This is a genomic window from Luteibacter sp. TLI7-4A (assembly GCF_056754745.1).
This window is the reverse complement of record NZ_JBPGWO010000001.1, coordinates 2,497,900-2,520,646: the sequence shown is the minus strand read 5'-3', so window position 1 is coordinate 2,520,646 and position 22,747 is coordinate 2,497,900. Positions and strand designations below refer to the sequence as shown.

The window sequence follows — 22,747 nt, the reverse complement described above, 5'->3', positions numbered from 1 at the left end:
GCCTTGACGACGCTGAACGGAACGTCTCGCCATGCTAGGCTTCACCGACTCCACCGGACACGCCGGCCATCGTGAACGCAGCACCGCATGCCGCCCGGAGCAAGGGAACCACCCTGGCGCTCTCGGTCATCGCCTTCTTCCTGGTGCTGACTTCCTATTACGTCCTGCGACCCGTGCGCGACCAGCTCGTCGGCGCCGCGGGTTCGTCGTCGCTGCCGATGTTCTACGCGATCGTGTTCGTGGTCATGCTGGCCCTGACTCCGGTGTTCGGCTGGCTCGTCGCCCGGTTTCCCCGGAGGCAGGTGCTGCTGGGCAGCTACCTTTCCTTCGTCGTCTGCCTGGTCGCCTTCGTTCCTGCCTTCGCCGCCCAGGATCGGATCGGCGCGGTGGTGCTCGGCCGGGTGTTCTTCGTCTGGGTGAGCGTCTTCAACCTGTTCGTGGTCTCGCTCTTCTGGAGCGTGATGGCGGACGTGTACCGGAGCGTAGAGGCGCGCCTGGTCTTCCCCTTCATCGCCTTCGGCGGGATGATCGGCGCGCTGGTGGGACCGTTGCTCACGCGATCGCTGGTGGTTCGCCTGGGCGTACCGTCGATGCTCGTGGTGTCCGCGGTGATCTTGTTGTTGGCCCTGGGGGCGCTCCTGGCGCTGCCCACGGACAGGGAAGGTAACGACCGCAGTGGGGGCGCACCCGTGGGCGGCTCGATCCTGCAGGGTGCCAAGGCGGCGTTCTCGCAGCCGTTCCTGCGCTACATGACCCTGCTGATGCTGCTGAGCGACGGCATCGCCACGATGGCGTACGCATTGATGGCCGACTACACGAAGGCCCACTTCACGGACAACGCGGCACGTACCGCGTTCTACGCCGACCTCGACCTGTGGATCAATGGCTTCGGTGCCCTGCTGCAACTCACCCTGACGCCACTGCTGATGCGCGGCTTCGGTCCGCTCTGGGCGCTGGTGCTGCCTTCCGTGGTGAACTTCGGCTTGCTCCTGCTGCTGACCCTGCACGGGCCGGACACGATGCTCTTCGGCATCGCCGTGCCACTGATCGTCATCGTGCAGGTGGTGACGCGCGGGACGACCTACGGCATGACCAAGCCCGCTTCGGATGCCTTGTACACGCGCATGCCCCGCGAGGCGCGCTACAAGGGCAAGAACTTCATCGAGACGGCGGTATGGCGTTTCGGCGACCTGCTGGTCACCAGCGGGCTCACTGGCCTGCATGCCGTGGGCGTGGGCATCGCGGGCATAGGACTGATCGGTTCGGGGCTGGCCGCTATCGCGACCGAGGTGGCCCGGCGCGCCGCCACCTCGCCGGACCTCGAACCGGAGTCGAAGGACACCTAGCCGACGATGTAGCTCTCGAGCTGGTTGATCGTTTCCTTCTGCTCCGAGATGGTGGCCTTCACCAGGTCGCCGATGGAGATCATGCCCACCACGCGGCCACCTTCCAGCACGGGCAAGTGGCGCAGGCGGCCATCGGTGCACAGGCGCATGCACTCGTCGACGGAAGCGTCCGGCGCGACCGTCACCACGCTGGCCGTCATGATGTCGGCCACGGGCGTGTCGCGCGAGGAGCGATCCTTGAGGATCACCTTGCGCGCGTAGTCGCGCTCGGAAACGATGCCGACCAGTTCGCTGCCCCGGATGACCGCCAGCGCGCCGACGTTCTTCTCGGCCATCTGCTGGATCGCTTCATAGACGGGCGCCTCGGGTGCGACGGCGAAAACCGCCGTGCCCTTCGCTGCCAGGAGATGCTTGACCTGCTGCATGCTCGACTCCCCGGATGGACGCGGCGCGTGCCGCTCGGGCTCCAGTCTACCGCCGCGACGGACCGGCCAGGGTAACGATCAGGTGAAGGGCGGACGGCCGCCCCGGCGCGATTCCACGTAGTAGAGCGGGCGGCGTTTGGACTCGGAGTAGGTACGGCCCACGTATTCGCCGATGACGCCCAGCGCGAGCAACTGCGCACCGCCGAGGAACAGGATCACCACCATGAGCGTGGGGTAGCCGCGGACGGGATCGCCCCAGATCAGGACCTTCAGCAACACCCAGAGGCCGTAGAGGAAGGCGAGCGTGGCGGCGGAGACGCCCAGCCACGTGGCGATACGCAAGGGCGCGGTCGAGAACGAGGTGATGCCTTCGACGGCGAGGTTGGTCAGCCGCCAGTAGTTCCACTTCGTGCTGCCGGCGTAGCGGGCGTCGCGGTGGTAGGTGACGGCGGCCTGCCGGTAGCCGATCCAGGCGAACAGGCCCTTCATGAACCGCTGGCGCTCGCGGAGTTCGCGCAGCGCTTCCACCGCGCGCCGCGACAAAAGGCGGAAGTCGCCGGTGTCCCGGGGCAGCGGGGTGTCGGATACGCGTTCCATGACGCGATAGAAGGCGGCCGAGGTGAATTTCTTCGTGCGCGTTTCGCCATCGCGTTCGCCGCGGGTCGCGTAGACCACGTCGTTGCCTTCGCGCCAGCGCGCGATGAGCGCGGGGATGACCTCGGGCGGGTCCTGCAGGTCCGCGTCGATGACGACCACGGCGTCGGCATCCACGTGGTCGAGGCCGGCCGTCAGGGCGGCTTCCTTGCCGAAGTTGCGCGACAGCCTTATCGCCTCCACGCGCGGGTCCTGCTCGGCCAGCACACACAGGCGCGCCCATGTCTCGTCGTGGCTGCCGTCGTCGACGTAGATGACGTGCGTGTTCGCGTCGATGGTGCCGAGGACGGCGCCGAGCCGGGCATGGAAACTGTCGATGACCAGCGCTTCGTTATAGGCGGGGACGACGATGGCGAGGGAAAAGGACATGGGCGGTCTCAGCGGACACGACCGGCGACGGGCGCCGGGCGGGTGAGGTAGGCGGGGCCGCCGAGCTGGCCCATCTGCTGGGCGATCCATGCCGTGCGCCGCTGCACGTACGCACTGGGTGCGTCGACGCGGAATCGGCGCGGATTCGGCAAGACGGCGGCGAGTCGCGCGGCCTGGACGACGCCGAGGCGGTCGGGCGTGGTGTGGAAGAACACGTCGCTCGCGGCGCCGACGCCGTAGACGCCATTACCCAGCTCGACGATGTTCATGTAGACCTCGAGGATGCGCCGCTTCGGCCACAGGGCTTCGATCAGTACGGTGAAATAGGCCTCCATGCCCTTGCGCACGAAGCTGCGTCCATTCCAGAGGAACAGGTTCTTGGCCACCTGCTGGCTGATGGTGCTGGCGCCACGCAGGCGCTTGCCTTCATCGGCGGCATCGATCGCGTCCTGGATCGCGTCCACGTCGAAGCCATGATGGAACGGGAACTTCTGGTCTTCGCCCGCGACCATCGCGATGCCGACCTGCGGAGAGATGCGTTCCCACGGGACCCAGCGATGGCGGTAGGCGAAATCCTTCTCTCCACCGACCAGCGCCTCCACGCGGCGCTCCATGATCATCGCGCTCGTCCATGGCGGCACGAAGCGCAGGACCAGCACCACCAGGCACGACAACGCCAGCCACGAGACGAGCGACAGGCCCACGAGGCGGGCGATCCGGCGGAACGGTGAACGGGGCGTCGGACTCATGGCGGCGCGGTGACGAAGGATGGCGCAGTATAAGGGCCTGGACCTTCGCGGGCTTGCCGGCGCTCCGGCGAGTCCCCATCTTCCGTCGGATCACCAGGAGACCGCCGTGACCGATTCGATCGTTGAAACCCTTGCGTCCGAAGACGTATTGCACCGCTTCATGCTCGAGAAGGCGGGCGTGCGCGGTGTGCTGGTACGCCTCGGCGCCAGCTGGCACGAGATCGCCTCGCGTGCCGATTACCCGGCCGCCTTGCGCGACACGTTGGGGCAGGCCGTGGCCGCCAGCGCGCTGCTCACGGGCAACATCAAGTTCGAGGGATCCCTCTCCCTGGAATTCAAGAGCCAGGGGCCGCTGCACCTGCTCTTCGCCGAATGCAGCGACAGGGGTCGCCTGCGCGGCCTCGCGCGGTACGACACCAAGGCCTTGCCCGCGCGACTCGCGCTGGCGGGCCTGCCCGAGGCGATGCTCGCGATCACCATCGGCCATGCCGAGCGGGGCCGTTACCAGGGCGTCGTGGAGCTGGACGACACGGAGTCGATCAGCCAGGCACTGGAAAACTACTTCGAACGCTCGGAGCAGCTCCCCGCACGCATCCTGCTCGCCGCGAATGGCGAGCATGCGGTCGGCCTGATGCTACAGCCCGTGCCAGGAGAGGGTGGCCACAGCGCCGCCGAGGACGACGACGAGGCCTGGTCGCGCGTGGGCCATCTCACGGCCACCCTCAGTGCCAGTGAAATGCTCGCCACGCGGCCGGAGGAATTGCTGTACCGCCTCTACCACGAGGAATCGGTGCGCCTCTACGAGCCCAAGCCGCTGGCCTTCGGCTGCACCTGCTCGCAAGAGCGCGTGGAGGGCATGCTGCGCGCGCTCGGGCGCGAGGAGGTCGAAGCCACGCTTGACGACCGCGACGGCGAGATCGAGGTGATCTGCGAGTTCTGCGCCACCCGTTACACGTTCGACCGCGTGGATGCGGAGCGCCTGCTCACCCAGGTGGAAACGCCGCCCTCGCCCTCGACCCTGCAGTAGCGGGGTCAGGCGTCCAGCGATAGCGGCGAGCCCAGCCACTTGCTGGCAGGGGCGGGCTGGGCGAAGAGGAAGCCCTGGCCGAAACGGCATCCGATCCGGCGCAGGGCACGCATCTGGGATTCCGTCTCGATGCCTTCCGCGATCACCTGCATGCGCAGCGAATTGGCCAGGGCCTGGATCGCCCTGACCACCGCCGTGCTGTGCGCCTCGCTGTCTTCGGCGGGCAGTTCGATGACGAAGGAGCGATCGATCTTCAGCGTCTCGATCGGATACTGGTGCAGGTAGCTGAGTGACGAATAGCCGGTACCGAAGTCGTCCAGCGCGATGCCCACGCCGTGGTCGCGCAGGTTCTCGAGGATGCGCTTCACCTGGGCCGGGTTCTCCAGCAGCGCGCGCTCGGTCACTTCCACGCGGATGGAGCGGGCCGGCACCTTGTGTTCGATAAGCAGGTCGAGCAGGCGCTGGTCCAGGTCCGGCGAACGGAAATGGCTGCCCGACACGTTGATGCTGATAAAGCCTTCGTCGCCCACCAGCGCTCGGGCCTGGCGTGCCACCTGCTCGAAAATCTGCCAGTCGATCGCCTCGGAGCAGCCGGTGTCCTCGGCCACGGAGAGGAATTCACCCGGCGACAGCAAGCCGCGCTCGGGATGGCGCCAGCGCAGCAACGCTTCGTAGCCGACCACGCGGTGGTCTTCCAGATCGACGATCGGCTGGTAGAACGGCACGAACTCGTTGCGGGTGAGCGCCCGGCGCAAGTCGCCCTCCAGTTCCAGCAACGAAAGCGCTTCGCGGCGCAGACGGTCGTCGAACACCGCGGCGCGGTGCCGGCCCTCGTCCTTCGCCCTGTACATGGCCGAATCGGCGTCACGGAGCAACTCTTCCGGACGGGTGTACTCGGGCGTGGGCAGGGCGATGCCGATCGATGCCGACGTGAAGATCTCTTTCGCGCCGAGCCGGAACGGGGTCTGCAACTGGGCGATGATGCGTTCGGCGATATGCGTCGCCGACTGCGGGTCGACGATGCCTTCGACCAGCACGGCGAATTCGTCGCCACCGAGGCGGGCTACGACATCGCGGGTCTTCAGGCAGGCGCGGATACGCCCGCCCACCTGGAAGAGGAGATCGTCGCCGACGAGGTGGCCGACCGAATCGTTGATGACCTTGAAGCGGTCGAGGTCGATGAAGAGCACCGCGAACAGGTCGACGGGATTCTCGCGGTAGTGGTTCAGCGCCTGCTCGAGCCGCTGCAACAACAACGTGCGGTTGGGCAGCCCGGTGAGCGAGTCGTGCAGGGTCTCGTATTTGAGGCGGCGCTCGACGCGCTCGCGCTCGGCGATCTGCTCGCGCAGGTCGCGGTTGGCCAGGGCCAGCGCACGCGTGCGCTCGGTCACCCGCCGCTCCAGGCTGGCGTAGGCCTGCTTCAGCGATTCGGTGGTGTACTTGCGCTGCAAGGCGTTGGCGATGTGGTAGCTGACGAAGGTCAGCAGTTCCTGGTCGCGCGCGCTATAGGTGTGCTCGGGCGTATAGCTCTGCACGGCCAGCACGCCCATCGACTTCTCGTTCCAGATCAGGGGCACGCCCAGCCAGTGCAGCGAACGCGCGCCGCTGGGGGAGAGCACGTGGTCGCGGTTGAGCCGGTCGATCTCCTCGCGGTCGGCGAGCAAGGCCTTGCCGTTGCGCAGCACGAATTCGGTCAGGCCACGGCCCAGCTCGCGCGGTTCGCGCACGCCATCCAGTTCGTCGACCGAATAGGGGAAGGTCAGCTTGTTCTGGTCTTCCGAGAGCAATGCGATGTAGAAGTTGCGCGCATACAGCAGGCCGCCGATGACCCTGTGCACGGCGGCGTAGAAGTTCTCGATGCTGTCGGAGGTGTTGGCCAGTTCCGCGATGCGGAACAGCGCCGCCTGCAGGCGTTCACCGCGCTGGCGTTGCAGGACTTGCTGGCGCAGCACGCGGTTGGCCTCGCGCAGGGCCGCCGTTCGCGTGGTGACGCGGCGCTCCAGTTCCTCGTGGGCCTGCCGGCGTTCGAGCGCGGTCTGCACATGCTGCGCGACATAGGTGAGCAGCTCGCGATCGTTTTCCGTGTAGTGCGTGTCGTCGCGATAGCTCTGCACGACCAGGGCGCCGACGACGTCCTCGCCGCGTTTCATCGGCACGCCCAGCCAGTCGTCGCTGGGCGGCCCGATGGGGACGCGCGGACCGGGCAGGGTCTTTTCCAGTTCGCTGCTGGCACCCATCATCGACCGGCCGCTCTGCAACACGTTCCAGGTGAGCGTGTTCTCGATGGCCTCGATGGTGCGCACGCCTTCGGGATCGGGAATGTCCTGGTCTTCCGTATCGACGAAATACGGGAAACGCACCGTGCGGTTCTGTGCGTCGTAAAGGACGATGAAGAAGTTCTCGGCATACATGAGGCTGCCCACGATGCCGTGCAGCGCACTCATCATGTCCTTCATGTTGTGCTCGGCGCCTGCCTGCTCGGCGATCGCGTACAACGCGCGCTGGAGCCGTTCGGCGAGGGCGAGGCGCGAGATCGCCTCGTAGAGGTTGGCCGTTTCGGCGAGCTGGCGCAGGCGCGCAGAAGCGAGCCTGCCCAGCCAGGCGAGCATGTCGCCCCCGGTGGACAGGTCGGCGTCGCTGGTCACGACCTCGAGGATCCGTTCGCTCTGTGGGTCGACGGCCAGTTCGAGCACGCCCGGAACGGCCGCCTCGCCGCTTGCCGCGGGTCGCCACGTCACCTTCGCATCCGGCAGCAAGCACTGGACGAAGGCCTCGCATTCCGTACGCACGCCCTCCGCATCCGCTGCGCGCAGCAACCGCTCCACGGCATCCTGCAACGGCTCTACCTCGCCGTGACCGGGCGCCTGCAAGGTCGGGCTGTGGGATGGAGCGAAAGTCATCGCCTGACGAGGTTCCGGTCGTGGTCGGGTCAGTCTATATGTGTTAACGCGGCCGTGCGATGGGGCGTGGAACCCAATCTCACGGGGCCTGCGCCTGGGCGCCCGAATCTTCCCTTGCGTCATAAACGGCAGCTAATCCGAATCCTGAAGAGGGCCTCCCCGGGGTGTTAGTAAAAAGTAAAATGGTTTAGACTCGGGTCGTTCCCGTCAGGCTGAGGCGGGACCTCGGGGAATCTCAGCCGCTGCCGATAAAGACCACGATGCGCAGATCCTTACTCACCATGCTTCTGTTCATGCCGCTCGCCGCGGCAGGACAGGTCGCGCCGGTGGGTTCGGACGCCACGGCATCGCAGCTGCTGGGCCAGCAACCGGCCTCGTCCGCTCGTGCGGACCAGGGCAGGCTGTCGTTGTGGCGCGCCCCGGATGGCCGCACGCTGTCCCTCCAGTCCGACGATCGCGCCGACCAGGCCAAACCACTGGCCCTGCGTCCGGTGGACTCGGGCCCCTTCCTGTCCAGCGGACTGCAATACGACCTGGGGCCGCGTGTCCAGGCCCATGCCAGCGTCAGTGGCCAGGGTTGGATCAACTCGGTGGAATCCTGCGGTGCCTCGGCGGGCCATAGCGACCGCTGCAGCACCCCCGGTGCGCCTCCGCGTATCGTCGGCAGCGAAGTGGGCGCCACCTTCCGCGGCACGGGTTACAGCGTGGGCGTCGGCGTCGGTTCCAGCCGCCCGACCGGCACGGGTGCGGCCTTGCCTCGCGTGTTGCCTGGCCTCGCCACCGCTTCGGGCTTGCCGCTCAGCGCACTTTCCTCCAGCACCGAATTGAATGCCCATGGCCGTGTCGACCTGGGTGCGCGCAGTGGCATCGACCTCGGCGCGAGCATCGGCCGGATTCGCCTGCTACCGGGCAACCTTCTCGGCATCGGCACGGTGGACCAGAAGGCGCTCAGTTTCGGCGTCGATCGCGGCCCCTTGTCGGGTTCGATCACCGGCCGCACGATGCAGCCGGAAGCCAACGCCGTGAACGGCATCAACCCGGACCGCCGCTGGAGCGCGATCGACCTTGGCGTGACCTGGCGCCTGCCCTGGCGCGGTGAGTTGTCCGTTGGCGCGCAGAACGTGTGGTCGTCGGGGAACGCACCGAGCAGCCCCGCCGGTCCCGAGCCGGACCAGTCGCGTACGCCTTACGTGCAGTACCACCAGGATCTCTGAGGCCGGAATCGCCGGTTCCCGAAGGCAGGTACTTCGAGTGGAGCCGACCCTGGTGGGAGCCGACCTTGTCGGCGATCCCGCGGCAGCGGGCCGGTTGCATGCACGGCTCGGCTTCGCCCTCGCGTCGCCGTGTGCGGCGAGGGGAGCTGCCGGGCGCCACCCTCGGCGCGACGGTAGTCGCCGTCCCTTGGGAAGGGATGCCGCTGCGCGGCCGTGTTTGATGGCTGCGCCCCTTCGGGCTCGGACGGTCGGGCGGGGGTTTCCGATTCGCCCTCCGTGGCTCAGCGGAAACGATCGGCCGTCCTGGCCGATCCCCTGCGGGCCTTCTCCGCCCGCCCGTCCTCGGCTCCTAATGTCGCGCCGAGGGTGGCGCCCGACAGCTCTCTCGACCCTGGGGTGGATTGGTTGGCAGAGCACCGCTCGCCACGTGTGGCGTGCCGCTCTCCGTGGTGCTTGCCCCTTCCCACCCGCGTGAGGGTGTTTCACACGGAGACGGCGTCCACCCGGGTCGCGGGCGTTGCTTCGCGAAGGACCAAAAGAAGAAGCCGCCCTTGGGCGGCTTCGTCGTATTCAGCGTCCAGCGCCTCGTATGCGGACATCGCCGCTGAACGACTCGACGTGGATGAAGGCGTCGCCACCGCCGATGGTGGTTTTCAGTTCCTTGCCCGGGCCATCGTCGCCACGCGAAGGATTGCCCCAGTCGCTGCGCAGGTCACCGCTGAAGGTGGAGGCCTCGAGCCGGGCCGAGGCGTCGGCTGGCAACTGGAGTTGCACGTCGCCGCTCATGGAATCGACATCGAGCTTGCCGCCGCGCGCCGGAGCACCGTTGACCTGGGTGTCGCCGGACACCGTGCTGAAACTGGCTTCCTTCCAGGGGCCGCCGCCGATGGTCATGCGGCCGGAAACCGTCTGGGCTTCGATCTTGTCGCCGATGTTCGGCGCCGTGATGTCGCCGGAGACCGTTTGCAGTTCGGCTTGCCCCGCACGGCCGGCGAGGTCGATCGTGCCACTCACCGTTTGCATGCTGACGTTGGGCGATCGCAGGTTCGCACGGATGCGTCCGCTGACCGATTCGACATCGATCTTGCCGCCATCCAGGCCGTCGATGCTGACCGGCGCACTGACGACGTTGATATGGACTTCCACGGCCCTGGGCACGCGCACATTGAGGATGGTCGGCTGCATGCGCGAGTCGTTGCCCCAACTAAACCAGTTGCCTTTCTTCTCGTCGCCTTCGACGCGAATCTCCACATTGTGGTCGTCGCCGTCGAGTTCGAGCGGGCGGGCGCCGTCGCCGAGGCTGCCGGAGACCTGCACCTGGTTCTTGTCCCAGGCGGTGACGGTGACTTCGCCCTTGACGTTTTCGATGCTGATCTTCGCGTTGGGGCGGATGTCTTTCGACAGGTTGATCGGCGTCGAGGCAAAGGCCTCGCCGATCGAAAGCGCCAGCAGCAGGGGGGTGAGATAGAGCGTTTTCATGGGTAGTGTCCTGGCTGTTCGCGTTTAGCCGGCTTGCTTTTCGAGGTTGCGCAGACGGTCGCGCTGGCGTTCGGTGCGCAGCAGCAGGCGCTGCAACGCGGCTGAATCGGGGGAGTCCTGCATGGCCTGCGTGAGCTCCATGCGTGCGGCGTCGAGTTCGACCGCCGCGCCGGAAAGACGCGGATCGGAAGGTTTCCAGGCCGACCCGGAGGCCAGGCGAGCACTGTCGTCGGGGGAGACCAGGTGCAGGCCGAGGCCACCGCCGAGTACGGCTACGCCGGCAATGGCCGCGGCCATCAGCCAGGGGCGCGCACGGCGGTGTCGTACCGCGGAAGCACCCGGGGCCTCGTCGAGACGGGCTTCGATGCCGGACCACAGGTCGCGATGGGGCACGACCGGGCGGTTGAGGGAGCGCATCTGGCGCAGGTAGTCGAGTTCGTTCATGGTTTATCTCCCAGCGCACGGCGGAGCAGTCCGCGCGCACGGTGCAACTGCGCTTTCGAGGAGCCCACCGCCATCGAAAGCTCGACGGCGATCTCCTCGTGTTTCCAACCTTCCACGTCGTGCAGCACGAGGACGGCACGGGCCCGCGGCGGCAAGCACGCGATGGCCTTTTCCAGCTCGCCGCGCTCGAACGCGCGGACGGGATTGTCGATGTCGGTGATCTCCGGCAGGTGCTCGTCGTCGACGATGCTGACCGGGTCGGCGTTGCGGGCGCGTATGGACATCAGCGCCACGTTGACGGCCAGCCGGTACACCCAGGTACCGAACGCGCTTTCGAAACGGAAGCCGTCGAGCTTCTGCCAGGCGCGGATGAAGGCTTCCTGGGTCAGGTCCTCCGCACGTGCGTGATCGAAACCCGCCAGACGCAGCACCGCGCCGTACACGCGGTCTGCATGGCGCCGGTACAGGGCTTCGAAGGCCTTGCGGTCGCCGGCCACCGCCGCACGCACGGTATCGTCGTCCGACGAGGCGGTGGGCAGCTCAGGCTGCATGAAGGACGTGGCGGCGATGCATAGGGCGTTCATCTTGCCAGCTTGGATGCGGGCAAGGGGGAAACGGTTTAACGAGGAGGGCGGTCCCGCCAAGGAGCAAGGGCGGGCTCCCAGGGAGCAAAGGCAGGTCCGCCAAGGAGAAAGGGCAAGCCTGCCAAGAAGGAAGGGTGAGCCCGCCAAGGAGAAGGGTAGGCCTGCAAATTCATAAAGAAGGGCAGACCAGAGCCTTTGTGGGAGCCGCTTCAGCGGCGATACGGCCCGCCCCGAGGCTGGGACGGGCCGCAAGACCCCCGATCAGGCCACGTGCGTCGCGCGTTTTCCCGCGCAGGCGGCATCGAGCGCTTTGCTGACGCGTTCGCGCTCGGCTTTCAGCCGCGCTGGCATGCGTTCGCCGAAGCCGTCGAGGTACAGGCCGATGGCGCGCAGTTCTTCCTGCCAGCCTTCGACATCGATGTGCAGCAGTTCCTCGAGCTTGCCCGGGTGGAGGGAAAGTCCATCCGTATGCAACTCGCCCTTCGCGGGCACGGTGCCGATCGGCGTGTCCACGCCCTTGGCCAACCCTTCGACGCGCTGGATCATCCAGTCGAGCACCCGCAGGTTCTCGCCGTAGCCCGGCCACATGAAGCGCCCGTCGGCGTCCTTGCGGAACCAGTTCACGTGGAAGATGCGCGGCAGTTTCGCCCCCGGTTTGTCGAACGACAGCCAATGGGCGAAATAGTCGGCGAAGTTGTAGCCGCAGAAGGGTTTCATCGCCATGGAGTCACGCCGGAGCACGCCGACGGCTCCCGTCGCGGCGGCGGTGGTTTCCGAGCCCATGGCCGCACCGACGAGCACGCCGTGCGCCCAGTCCTTCGCTTCGAAGACCAGGGGCACCAGCGACGGACGACGGCCACCGAAGACGATCGCCGAGATGGGCACGCCGGCGGCTTCTTCCGATTCGGGCGCCCAGCTCGGGCATTGTTTCGCGCTCACGGTGAAACGTGAATTCGGGTGCGCCGCAGGACCGTTGGCCGCGTCGTACGGGCGGCCCTGCCAGTCCGTTACCGGCTGACCTTCGCCAAGGCCTTCCCACCAGGGGCGATTGTCGGCGGTCAACGCCACATTGGTGAAGATCGCATCGTGGCCGAGCGTTTCCAGGGCGGTGGGATTGGTGCTGGCGCTGGTTCCCGGGGCTACGCCGAAATAGCCGGCTTCCGGGTTGATCGCCCACAAGCGTCCATCTTTTCCCGGGGTCATCCAGCAGATGTCGTCGCCGACCGTCCACACTTTCCAGCCCGCCTTGCGGTAGCCCTCGGTGGGAATGAGCATGGCGAGGTTGGTCTTGCCGCATGCCGAAGGGAACGCGGCGGCGATGTAGTGTTTCTCGCCCTTGGGATTCTCGATGCCGACGATGAGCATGTGCTCGGCGAGCCATCCTTCGCGACGCGCCTGGTAGCTGGCGATGCGCAGCGCGTGGCATTTCTTGCCGAGCAGCGCGTTGCCGCCGTAGCCCGAGCCGATCGACTTGATCGAGAGTTCCTCGGGGAAATGCATGATGAAACGGCGCTCCGGATCGAGGTCGCCCGTGGAGTGCAAGCCCTTCACGAACTGGCCTTCGCGCTCGATGCGGGCGAGCGCCGGCGTGCCCATGCGCGTCATGATGCGCATGTTGGCGACCACGTAGGGGCTGTCGGTGATCTCGACGCCGCAGCGCGCAAGCGGCGAATCGATCGGACCCATGCAGTAAGGGATCACGTACATCGTGCGGCCACGCATGGCGCCGGCGAACAGGGCATCGATCTTCGCGTGCGCGTCGGCCGGTGCCATCCAGTGATTGTTCGGGCCGGCGTCTTCCTTGTCCGGCGTGCACACGAACGTCAGGTGTTCCACGCGCGCGACATCCGAAGGGTGCGAGCGATGCAGGTAGCTGCGGGGGTTGCTCTCCGCATTGAGCGGGAGGAGGTCGCCACTGGCTAGCATCGTCTGGACGAGTTCGGCGTACTCCGCTTCCGAGCCATCGCACCAGCGAACGGAGGCGGGCTCCGTCAACGCGGCGACCTCGTCGACCCATCGATTCAATGCTTCCAGTGAACTGCCGTGCGATCGCATCCTTGGTGGTCTCCAGTTAAACGCAAGCGGAGACAGTAGTTTGCGTGGCCTGGTATTGGCAAGGCACGGCGCAGCAAAAGCGCGCGTGCCATTCAGGATCAGTCGGTGGATCGCGCCGGTGTGAGCGTGGCGATCATGTGTTCGACGTAGGCGTCGAACTCCTCGTGGCTGAGGCGGGGCAGTCCGAGGGTGAAGTTCAACTGCAGGAACCCGACGTACGCGGCATAGGTGAGGCGTGCGCGATGCAGGGCGACGACAGGCTCCAGGCCCGCTTCCTGATAGAGCCGCGTGAGGAATTCCATGCGCCGCTGCGAGACGCGCGACATCACCGGCACCACCTGCGGATGGTCGAGTGCCTTGAGCAGGGCGGCATACACGCGATGCGGCTGCAGTTCGTGCGCGACGCGGCGAAACAGTTCCGGGAAGCGCTTCAGCGGGTCGGGGATGCGTTCGATTTCCGCCAGCACCTCGCGTTCGCCGTATTCTTCCCAGCGTTCGAGCGAAGCCTGGAGCAAGGCCTCGCGGGTGCGGAAGTGCCAGTAGAAGCTACCCTTGGTGACGCCGAGGCGCCGCGCCAGGGCTTCGACCGCGAGGGCGCCGACACCTTGTTCGGCGATGAGGGCTAGGGCGCCGTCTTCCCAATCTTCGGCGGAGAGGCGGACTCGTTCGTTCTTGGCACCGTCGTTCATCGACGCATGGTAGCGGAGACGTGGCGGTTTGCAATTGGGAGGCTTCGAATATGTTGCATAAGACCTTGACTTGCCAGCCGTTACATGACCGTACGCTGGCGTATTGACGCACCTCGCCGCGGGTTACATACTCAACCGTATGGTAGCCATCCCGTCCCCTGTCCACTCGGCTCGTGCCAGCCTCGTTTCGTTCGACGGCATCGCGCTGGCCACCCAGCACTGGCGCGGCGAGCGCCTGCCGTCGCTGCTGTTCGCGCACGGTTTCGGCCAGACCCGCCATGCGTGGAACGGCACGGCGCGGACGCTCGCGGCACAGGGCTTCGACGCCACCACCTTCGATGCCCGCGGTCATGGCGAGAGCGAACGCGTGCCGCGGGGCGATTACCACATGGAGCAGTTCGTCGCCGACCTGCTGACGGTGGCGGCCCATGCCCGTTCGGCGGATGGCCGTGCTCCGGTATTGGTCGGCGCCTCCATGGGCGGTCTGCTCGGCCTGCTGGCCGCGGGTGAGGCGGAGGAAGGCAGGGAACCCTTCTCGGCCCTGGTCCTGGTCGATATCACGCCACGGTGGGAAACCGCCGGCGTGGAACGTATCCTCGGTTTCATGCGCGCGCACCCGAATGGTTTCGCGAACTACGACGAGGCCGCCTCGGCGATCGAGGCGTACCTGCCGCACCGTCGCGAGCGCAAGACGGAAGCGCAGCTGAAACCCCTGCTCCGTCAGGACGGCGACGGGCGCCTTCGCTGGCATTGGGACCCCGCCCTACTCGACGGTCCGATCCAGCAGAGCGAGCGTTACCAGCCGCGACTGTTCGCCGCCGCCGCACGGGTGACGGTCCCGGTATTGCTGCTGTCCGGCGCACGCAGCGACGTGGTGTCCAGCCACACCGTCGATGAATTCCTCCGCCTCGTGCCGCATGCGCGCCACGTGGCCTTGCCCGACGCCACGCACATGGTGGCGGGCGACGCGAACGACGCGTTCACCCGCGAGATCGCGACGTTCCTCGAAACCCTTTGATCCAACCGCTCCACGAAACACGTAGCAACGACCCGACTGTGACGAGGTGATACCGATGTCTGCGATCCTAGTTGTGCTGGCGGCGCTCATCGCCTCCGGTACCTGTGCCTACCACCGCACGTCCCTGAAGACGTGGGCCGTCGCGACGGCGGCGACGATCCTCGTCGTGGGTTTCCTCGCCGGCGCGCCGGCGGCCACCATCGTGCTCCTCATCCTGCTCGCGGTCGTGGCGGTGCCACTGCTGATGGTCGACTTCCGCCGGAAGAAGATCAGCGCGCCGCTGTTGTCGATATTCGCCAAGGTGACGCCGAAGCTCTCCGACACCGAGCAGACCGCGCTGGAGGCCGGCACGGTCGGTTTCGAGGGCGAACTGTTCTCGGGCAAGCCGGACTGGTCGCAGCTGCTTCGCCAGCCGAAGCCCGAGCTCTCGGTCGAAGAGCAGGCCTTCCTCGACGGCCCCGTCGAAGAACTCTGCGCCATGATCGACGACTGGCAGATCACCCACGAACTGGCCGACCTGCCGCCGAACGTCTGGGAGTTCATCAAGAAGAACAAGTTCTTCGGCATGATCATCCCGAAGAGCTACGGCGGCCTCGGCTTCTCCGCGCTGGCCCATTCGGCGGTGTTGCAGAAGCTGTCCAGCATGTCGCAGACGCTGGCTTCCACCGTCGCCGTGCCGAATTCGCTCGGGCCGGGCGAGCTGCTGATGCACTACGGCAGCGACGAGCAGAAGAACCACTTCCTGCCGCGATTGGCGGATGGGCGTGAAATTCCCTGCTTCGCGTTGACGGGCCCGTACGCCGGCTCGGACGCCACGTCGATTCCCGATTTCGGCATCGTCACCAAGGGTATGTGGAATGGCGAGGAAACGGTCGGCATCCGCCTGACGTTCGACAAACGCTACATCACGCTGGCACCGGTGGCCACGATCGTCGGCCTGGCGTTCCGCATGTACGACCCGGACAAGCTGCTCGGCGACAAGGAAGACCTGGGTATCACCCTGGCGCTGCTTCCGCGCGAGACGCCGGGAATGCAGATCGGCCGCCGGCACTTCCCGCTCAATACGCCGTTCCAGAACGGCCCGGTCCACGCCAAGGACATGTTCGTGCCGTTGTCCGTGCTGATCGGCGGCCCGCACATGGCTGGCCAGGGCTGGCGCATGCTGGTCGAGTGCCTCTCGGTCGGCCGCGCGATCTCGTTGCCGTCGAACGCCACCGGCGCGTCGCGCATGGCGGTGGCCGCCACCGGCGCCTACGCACGCATGCGCAAGCAGTTCGGCCTGGCCATCGGCCGCTTCGAGGGCGTGGAGGAAGCGCTGGCCCGCATTGGCGGCCTCACCTATGCCGTCCAGGCGCTGTCGCGCGCCACCGCCGCGGCGGTCGATCGCGGTGAGAAGCCGGCGGTGCCTTCGGCCATCGCCAAGTACCACGCCACGGAGTGGTGCCGCCAGATCGCGTCGGACGCGATGGACATCCATGGCGGCAAGGGCGTGATCCTCGGTCCCAAGAACTACATGGGGCGCGGCTGGCAGAGCGTGCCGATCGCCATCACGGTGGAAGGCGCGAACATCATGACGCGCAGCCTGATGATCTTCGGCCAGGGCGCGATCCGCTGCCATCCTTATGTGCTGAAGGAGATGCAGGCGCTCAACATCGCCGACTACCGCGAGCGCCTCACCACCTTCGACAAGGCACTGTTCGGCCATATCGGCTTTGGCTTCTCCAACGCGGTGCGCAGCTTCGTCCTCGGCATCACCGCGGCGAAGATCGGCGACACCGCCGGCGACGCCTATACGCGACGCTTCTACCGCAAGCTCAACCGCTACTCCGCGGCGCTGGCGCTCTGCGCGGACGTCTCGATGGGCGTTCTCGGCGGCAAGCTGAAGTTCAAGGAGAAGCTGTCGGCCCGCCTCGGCGACACACTCTCGTACCTGTACATCGCCAGCGCGATGCTCAAGCGTTACGAGGACACCGGCCGCCCCGAAGCGGATCGTCCGCTGCTGGCCTGGGCGTTCCATGAATGCGTGTGGAAGATGCAGATGGCGCTGGACGGCGTGATCCGCAATTTCCCGGTCCGTCCGGTGGCCTGGCTGCTGCGTGCCCTGGTGTTCCCGTTCGGTCGTCGCGAAGTGCCGCCGTCGGACCGCCTGGGCCGTCGCGTCGCCGCGCTGATCACGGCGCCGAACGAAGCCCGTGACCGCCTCACCACGTGGAGCTACCTCACCCCGACGGCGAACAACACGGTGGGCCGCATGAATGCGATCCTGCCGGACGTCATCGCCGCGGAGCCGGTGGAGCGCAAGTTCCTCAAGGCGTTCAAGGGGGGCCAGCTGCGCTCGCACACGTACAACGAGCAGCTGGCGGAAGCCGAGAAGCTCGGCGCCATCACGCCCGCCGAACGCGAGCTGTTGCAGCGCGTCCGCGACGGCGTCGCCGAATTCATCTCGGTGGACGACTTCGACAGCGAGGAACTGCGGGCGAACGTGGTGCGCAATGCGGAAGCGATGAAGCCGGTGCGCGCGGCGTAGTCGACGGCATCGTTCGGAAACGGTACCGCTGGAAGACAAAAAGGCCGCGAGCGATCGCGGCCTTTTTTTATTGTGAGCGGACCTTCTTGCCTGGCGTGAGCCGCTCTGGCGGCCCCGCCCTTGTGGGAGCCGACCTTGTCGGCGATCCCGCGGCAGCGGGCCAGGCCGAGGCAAGCACCCATCGCCGCTGAAGCGGCTCCCACGAAAGGTGGCCTCCCACAAAGGTGGCCCCCCACAAAAGGTGGCCTCCCACGGAAGCCGACTTCCATTGGAAGCGGCGCCGCTATCGGGTTTCGGCGCAGCCGTCCTGCAAGGCCACGACTTCGAGCAGCCGTGCCTCCACCTCGTCGCGCGAATGCGCACGGAACAGGCGTGGCGCCGCACGGCGAAGGGCGCCGCAGTCGAGCTGGGTGAGGCGGTCGCGGACCTGCAGGAGCTGGCCCGGATGCATGCTGAATTCCTCCAGGCCCATGGCCAGGAGCAGCGCGGTGAACTGGGTATCCCCGGCGATTTCACCGCACAGGCTCACCGGTTTCTTCGCCCGGCGCGCGCTGGCGACCACGTGCGCGATCAGGCGCAGGAACGCGGGTTGCAGTGGATCGTAGATGCCTTCGAGCGCATCGTTGTTGCGGTCGGCGGCGAGCACGTACTGGGCGAGATCGTTCGTGCCGATGGCGAGGAAGTCGGCTTTCTCCAGGATCGAGGTGACGCCGATCGCGGCGGCCGGTACCTCGATCATGGCGCCGACGTCGAGTCGCTCCGGCAGCTCCTGGCCAGCCCTCGCCAGGTCTTCGCGTGCCTTCTTGATCAGTCGGCGCACCTCGGTCATCTCGCCGAGGTGGGTGATCATCGGAACCAGGATTCGCACCGGCCCATAGCAGGCCGCGCGCAGGATGGCGCGCAGCTGCACGCTGAAGATGTCCGGATAGCGCAGGGAGAGGCGGATGCCACGGACGCCCAGCGCGGGGTTGTCCTCGCCACGGATGGCCAGCCCGGCGGCGTCGGCCTTGTCGGCGCCGAGGTCGAGCGTGCGGATGGTGACGGGCAGGCCGCCCATGCCGAGCACGACGTCCCGGTAGGCGGCGAACTGCTCGTCTTCGGAGGGCAGGCCCCGCTGGCGCAGGAACAGGAATTCCGAACGGTAGAGGCCGACGCCGTCCGCGCCACGCGAGCGGGCGAGGGTGACGTCGCTGGCCAGTTCCGCGTTCGCGAAGAGGCGCACGTGGGCGCCGTCTTTCGTGAGCGTGGGGGCGGTGGCCAGTGCGGCGAGCCGGCGGCCTTCGGCGGCGGCCTGCCGTTGCCACTGGCGGTAGCGCGAGAGGTCTTGCGCGGTGGGATGGACGATGACCTCGCCGTGTTCGGCATCGATGAGCACGAGGTCGTCGTCGTTGACGGTCGCCAGCGCATCGCGGGTGCCGACGAGCATCGGCAGGTTGAAGCTGCGCGCGAGGATGGCGCTGTGCGAATAGATGCTGCCCGCGCTGGCGATGACGCCGAGCATGCCTTGCCCGGCCATCGCGGCCATGTCGGCCGGTGCGATCGTGTCGCTGACGACGATTTCGCCGACCCGGGCGGCGAGTTTGCGTTCCTCGCGACTGGACTGCTGGTTGAGCGCGGACATGACGCGGCCGATGACCTGGTCGATGTCCTCGCCACGACTCTTGAGGTAAGGGTCGTTCATCGCGTCGAACACCGCCGCGAGGCGGTCGCGTTGCATCTTCAGCGCGGCACTGGCGGTGTAGTGGCCTACGGTGACGAGTTCGTCGAGGCCACGGAGCAGTTCCTCGTCGTCGAGCAGCAGGCTATGCGCATCGATGAAGTCGCCGACCTCGCGGGCAAGCGCGCCGTGAAGCTTGCCGCGCAGTTCATGGAGTTCGGTACGGGCGGTATCGAGGGCCTGGTGCAGGCGTTCGATCTCGGGGCCGATCTCCTTGTCCTCGAGCATCCGCATGTCCACGGCGAGGATGTTCGGCTGGACCAGGCGCGCCCGGCCGAGGGCCATGCCCCGTGCGGCCGGCGTACCGGTCAACACGATTCTCATGCGGCCCTCGTTCTGCGCACGTGGTTCATGCTTCAGGCACCCTCGTCGAACTTGCGGTCGAACAGGTCGATGACGGCCGAAAGGGCGGTTTCCTCGTCCGCTCCCTCGGCGCGCACGGTCAGCGCGGTGCCCATGCCGGCGGCCAGCATCATGACGCCCATGATGCTTTGCGCGTTCACTTCGCGCCCCTTGCTGATGAGCCAGACCGTCGATTTGAAACCTGAAACCAGCTGGACGAGCTTGGCTGATGCGCGCGCGTGCAGGCCCAGCCGGTTGGATACCACGATGTCTCGTTCAAGCATGGTCGATGAAGATCCCTCCGCGGCCGCCGCTGGCCGCGATCTCGGCCAGTTCGGGCAACGATTTTTCCGAATAATTGAGAACCCGCAGCAGCATCGGCAGGTTGAGCCCCGAGACGCAGCGCAGGTGGACGCCGAGTTCGCCCAGGGACAGGCCGATATTGCAGGGGGTGGCGCCGTAAAGATCGGCCAGGACGAGCACGCCCTCGCCGTGGTCGAGGTCGCGGGCGTGCTTCGCCGTGAGCGTGCGCATGACGTCCGGGTCGGCGCTGGGCGGTACCTCGACGGCGTCGATGTCCAGCGGCAGCTTGGGCATGACGTGCCGAGCGGCGGAAATCAGCGCCTTGCCGACGGCTTCGTGGGTCATGAGGAGGACGCCGACGCTCATCGCCCGGTGTCTCGTGATGGCTTGGGCTGGGTCATGGTCACTCGAGCTCGCGATGGAAAGTCAGTACGTTGCCGCGTTCCGAGCGGAAATGCTGGGCCAGTTTCTCCACCAGGTATACCGAACGGTGGCGACCGCCGGTGCAGCCGATGGAGACCGTGACATAGCTTCGATCCTCGCCCTCGAAGCGCGGCAACCAGGTGTCGAGCCAGCGGGCGACGTCGGCATAGTATTCGCCTACCAGGGGGTTCGCGTCGAGGAATTCCCGGACGGGGAGGTCCTTGCCCGAGAACGGGCGCAGCCGCGGGTCCCAGTGGGGGTTGGGCAGGCAGCGCGCATCGAAGACGAAATCGGCATCGGAAGGGAGTCCGCGCCGGTAGGCGAAGGACTCGAACAGTAGCGTCGTGCCGTCGGAGGCGGCGGCGTAGCCGGTGGCGAACAGGCGGCGCAGCTGGTGCACGTTCAGGTCGCTGGAGTCGATGACCTTCTCCGCGATCGAGACCAGCGGGCGAAGCAGCTTTCGTTCCTGGGCGATGGAATCGGCCAGCGACAGCTTCTCGGCCGCCAGGGGATGGCGGCGGCGCGTCTCGGAGTACCGCTTGATGAGGACATCGTCACGGCTGTCGAGGAAGATCAGGTGCACGTGCACGCCGGCGGAAGACAGCTCCGACAGCACGTGCGGCATGCGCGAGAGGTCGACACGGCGGTTACGCACGTCCACGCCCACGGCGATGCGCTTGCGCGGCCCGTGCTCGCCCTGGCTGACGGCGGCGACCAGCTGCGGGATCAGTTCCGCCGGCATGTTGTCGACGCAATAGAACTCGAGGTCTTCCAGCGCACGCAGGGCGACGGTCTTGCCGCCACCGGACATGCCGGTAAGCACCACGAGGTGGATGGCATCGGGATCGACGATAGGGCTCATGACTTCGTCGCTCACGGCGGTCACCACGGGGAGAAGCGGCGCATCTGGTGCGCCTGGCGGTCGATGAAGGTCTGCGCCGGGTCGATGCCCTTGGCCTTCAGCACATGGTTGCGCACCGCGGCCTCGACCAGCACCGCCAGGTTGCGGCCCGGCGCGACGGGAATGGTGATCTTGGGCACGTCGACATCGAGCACGTTGCGCCGGCTGACATCGCCGGTGAGACGGGTCATGGCGTCGGTGTCCTCGCCTTCGCGCAGCGGCTTGAGGTGGACGACCAGGCGCAGGTACTTGGACGGTTTCACCGCGGTGTGGCCGAACATCTCCCGGATGTTCAACACGCCCAGGCCGCGCACCTCCAGGAGGTCCTGCAGCAACTCGGGGCAGGCGCCGTCGATGACGTCGGGGGCGATGAGGGTGAATTCGGTGGCATCGTCGGCGACCAGGCGATGGCCTCGGCTGATCAGTTCCAGGGCCAGTTCGCTCTTGCCCGAGGCGGGCTCGCCGGTGATCAGCACGCCGATGGAGAAAACTTCCAGGAACACGCCGTGCAGGGTGACCCGTGGCGCCAGGGTACGGGCCAGGTGGTATTGCAGGTAGGTGAGCAGTTCATGGCCGCGCTTGGTGCTCTGCCACAGCGGCGTGTCCGTTTCCTCGGCCACCTCGCGCAGGTCGGCGGGGATGGACTGTTCCTTGGTGACGATCAGGGCGGCGGGCTGGTAGGCGGCGATCTTGTGGATGACTTCCCAGCGCTGGCGCGAATCGAGCCCGTCGAGGAAGTTGAGTTCCTCGGTACCGATGATCTGCACCTTGTTGGGGTAGATCACATTGAGGTAGCCGACCAGCGAGGGACGCCGGCTCTGCTTGGCGTTGGGCTCGAGCACGCGTGATTCCCCACGCATGCCGGCGGCCCAGCGCAAGGCCATGCGCTCGTGTACCCCGTCGAAGAGTTGTCTGGCGGTAAGCCGGTCCACGCTTTGGGTCCCTTGAAGAGAAAAGCCGGCACGCGGGCGGCCGGCTTGCTCGTATATTGTGCCACAAGGGTTGGGAGCGGCCGGCCGTGAGGGGGCTTGTTGTGCCTTTGAAGGTGGGAAGCGGCCTGGGCCGCGATGGGGCTTGCGGCAAGGCTGTTCGCGCGCCAGCGCGCTTTCCCACCCGCCAGCGCGCTTCCCACCCGGGGAATCGGACCTCAGCTGCTGGCGACGCGTCCGTCACGGACCTCGTGATTGTGGTGGTCTTTCAGTTTTTCCTTGTGCTTCTTCAGCTGGTCGGCCAGCTTGGCGATCATCGCGTCGATCGCCGTGTACATCGTGTCGTTCTTGTTGTCGTCTTCGAGGCGGGCAATACCGTCGGCGTGCAGGCGCGTACCCGCGCAATGCAGGGTGCCGCCGGCCTTGTGCTCGTTCTTGTCGACGGAAAGGACCACGTCGAGGGCTTTGATGTTGTCGAAAAGGCGTTCGAAGCGGCCGACTTGCTGTTCCACGCGCTCACGCAGGGCGGGGGTGATATGGATGTGCTGGCCGCTGATCTGGATTTGCATTGACGCCTCCTTCTTGCTGAGGGTGTCGCCTTGTGGCGACGAGATCGGAACGGCGAGGTGCCGTTCCTCTAGCCTTGAACCTA

The 22,747-nt window shown here is 66.8% G+C and carries 20 protein-coding genes; 5 read left to right on the top strand and 15 right to left on the bottom strand.

The window, feature by feature from the left end:
* Positions 1–71 precede the first annotated feature (71 nt).
* Entirely contained in the window at positions 72–1,346 is a 1,275-nt protein-coding gene (locus ACR9Y6_RS11135) for an NTP/NDP exchange transporter (protein WP_481281331.1), read from the top strand.
* On the opposite strand, the gene ACR9Y6_RS11130 is transcribed toward ACR9Y6_RS11135, so the two are convergent.
* From ACR9Y6_RS11130 to mtgA, 3 genes are all read right to left on the bottom strand, one after another.
* The gene (locus ACR9Y6_RS11130) at positions 1,343–1,771 is read right to left on the bottom strand and encodes a CBS domain-containing protein (protein ID WP_481281330.1); all 429 of its coding nucleotides are present in this window, start codon (positions 1,769–1,771) and stop codon (positions 1,343–1,345) included. The two genes, ACR9Y6_RS11135 and ACR9Y6_RS11130, sit on opposite strands and share 4 nt — an antisense overlap.
* Positions 1,772–1,849: 78 nt before the next feature.
* Positions 1,850–2,794, bottom strand: a complete 945-nt coding sequence (locus ACR9Y6_RS11125) for a glycosyltransferase family 2 protein (protein WP_481281329.1) — start codon at positions 2,792–2,794, stop codon at positions 1,850–1,852.
* Between the two features lie 8 nt (positions 2,795–2,802).
* Positions 2,803–3,543 carry a monofunctional biosynthetic peptidoglycan transglycosylase gene (mtgA, locus tag ACR9Y6_RS11120; RefSeq protein WP_481281328.1) on the bottom strand — a complete coding sequence of 247 codons (741 nt, stop codon included), beginning with the start codon at positions 3,541–3,543 and terminating at the stop codon, positions 2,803–2,805.
* Positions 3,544–3,649: 106 nt separating this feature from the next.
* Here mtgA and hslO point away from each other — a divergent pair, with 106 nt between their 5' ends.
* Positions 3,650–4,570: an Hsp33 family molecular chaperone HslO gene (gene hslO / locus ACR9Y6_RS11115; RefSeq protein WP_481281327.1), complete on the top strand. Its 921-nt coding sequence runs from the start codon at positions 3,650–3,652 to the stop codon at positions 4,568–4,570.
* A gap of 5 nt (positions 4,571–4,575) precedes the next feature.
* On the opposite strand, the gene ACR9Y6_RS11110 is transcribed toward hslO, so the two are convergent.
* Positions 4,576–7,470 (bottom strand): bifunctional diguanylate cyclase/phosphodiesterase, encoded by a 2,895-nt coding sequence (locus ACR9Y6_RS11110; protein ID WP_481281326.1) that lies wholly within the window; start codon positions 7,468–7,470, stop codon positions 4,576–4,578.
* A gap of 260 nt (positions 7,471–7,730) precedes the next feature.
* Here ACR9Y6_RS11110 and ACR9Y6_RS11105 point away from each other — a divergent pair, with 260 nt between their 5' ends.
* A complete protein-coding gene (locus tag ACR9Y6_RS11105) occupies positions 7,731–8,684 on the top strand; it encodes a hypothetical protein (RefSeq protein ID WP_481281325.1) in 954 nt (317 codons plus the stop codon).
* A gap of 570 nt (positions 8,685–9,254) precedes the next feature.
* Here the strand turns inward: ACR9Y6_RS11105 and ACR9Y6_RS11100 are convergent.
* From ACR9Y6_RS11100 to ACR9Y6_RS11080, 5 genes are all read right to left on the bottom strand, one after another.
* A complete protein-coding gene (locus tag ACR9Y6_RS11100; protein ID WP_481281324.1) occupies positions 9,255–10,163 on the bottom strand; it encodes a DUF4097 family beta strand repeat-containing protein in 909 nt (302 codons plus the stop codon).
* Positions 10,164–10,187: 24 nt separating this feature from the next.
* A complete protein-coding gene (locus ACR9Y6_RS11095) occupies positions 10,188–10,607 on the bottom strand; it encodes a hypothetical protein (protein WP_481281323.1) in 420 nt (139 codons plus the stop codon).
* Complete coding sequence (locus ACR9Y6_RS11090) at positions 10,604–11,158, bottom strand: RNA polymerase sigma factor (protein WP_481282720.1); 555 nt, start codon at positions 11,156–11,158, stop codon at positions 10,604–10,606. Before ACR9Y6_RS11090 ends, ACR9Y6_RS11095 begins: the two co-directional genes overlap by 4 nt.
* A 294-nt stretch (positions 11,159–11,452) precedes the next feature.
* Positions 11,453–13,246, bottom strand: a complete 1,794-nt coding sequence (locus ACR9Y6_RS11085; protein WP_481281322.1) for a phosphoenolpyruvate carboxykinase (GTP) — start codon at positions 13,244–13,246, stop codon at positions 11,453–11,455.
* Positions 13,247–13,344: 98 nt separating this feature from the next.
* Positions 13,345–13,935 (bottom strand): TetR/AcrR family transcriptional regulator, encoded by a 591-nt coding sequence (locus ACR9Y6_RS11080; RefSeq protein WP_306852103.1) that lies wholly within the window; start codon positions 13,933–13,935, stop codon positions 13,345–13,347.
* A gap of 139 nt (positions 13,936–14,074) precedes the next feature.
* On the opposite strand from ACR9Y6_RS11080, the gene ACR9Y6_RS11075 reads away from it, so the two are divergent.
* Both ACR9Y6_RS11075 and ACR9Y6_RS11070 read left to right on the top strand, forming a co-directional pair.
* Positions 14,075–14,953, top strand: coding sequence for an alpha/beta hydrolase (locus ACR9Y6_RS11075; protein ID WP_481281321.1), 879 nt, complete (start codon positions 14,075–14,077; stop codon positions 14,951–14,953).
* 55 nt (positions 14,954–15,008) lie between these two features.
* Positions 15,009–17,480 (top strand): acyl-CoA dehydrogenase, encoded by a 2,472-nt coding sequence (locus tag ACR9Y6_RS11070; RefSeq protein ID WP_481281320.1) that lies wholly within the window; start codon positions 15,009–15,011, stop codon positions 17,478–17,480.
* A 283-nt stretch (positions 17,481–17,763) separates the two neighbouring features.
* Here the strand turns inward: ACR9Y6_RS11070 and ptsP are convergent, their stop codons facing one another.
* The 6 genes from ptsP to hpf all read right to left on the bottom strand — a co-directional run bounded on the left by ptsP (position 17,764) and on the right by hpf (position 22,664).
* Positions 17,764–19,521 (bottom strand): phosphoenolpyruvate--protein phosphotransferase, encoded by a 1,758-nt coding sequence (ptsP, locus tag ACR9Y6_RS11065; RefSeq protein ID WP_481281319.1) that lies wholly within the window; start codon positions 19,519–19,521, stop codon positions 17,764–17,766.
* 32 nt (positions 19,522–19,553) lie between these two features.
* Positions 19,554–19,823 carry an HPr family phosphocarrier protein gene (locus ACR9Y6_RS11060; RefSeq protein ID WP_481281318.1) on the bottom strand — a complete coding sequence of 90 codons (270 nt, stop codon included), beginning with the start codon at positions 19,821–19,823 and terminating at the stop codon, positions 19,554–19,556.
* A complete protein-coding gene (locus ACR9Y6_RS11055; RefSeq protein ID WP_371024631.1) occupies positions 19,816–20,208 on the bottom strand; it encodes a PTS sugar transporter subunit IIA in 393 nt (130 codons plus the stop codon). Before ACR9Y6_RS11055 ends, ACR9Y6_RS11060 begins: the two co-directional genes overlap by 8 nt.
* A gap of 37 nt (positions 20,209–20,245) precedes the next feature.
* Positions 20,246–21,127, bottom strand: a complete 882-nt coding sequence (gene rapZ / locus ACR9Y6_RS11050) for an RNase adapter RapZ (protein ID WP_306852194.1) — start codon at positions 21,125–21,127, stop codon at positions 20,246–20,248.
* A gap of 20 nt (positions 21,128–21,147) precedes the next feature.
* Positions 21,148–22,098, bottom strand: a complete 951-nt coding sequence (hprK, locus tag ACR9Y6_RS11045; RefSeq protein WP_481281317.1) for an HPr(Ser) kinase/phosphatase — start codon at positions 22,096–22,098, stop codon at positions 21,148–21,150.
* Positions 22,099–22,313: 215 nt separating this feature from the next.
* The gene (hpf, locus tag ACR9Y6_RS11040) at positions 22,314–22,664 is read right to left on the bottom strand and encodes a ribosome hibernation-promoting factor, HPF/YfiA family (RefSeq protein ID WP_306852085.1); all 351 of its coding nucleotides are present in this window, start codon (positions 22,662–22,664) and stop codon (positions 22,314–22,316) included.
* Positions 22,665–22,747: the final 83 nt, after the last annotated feature.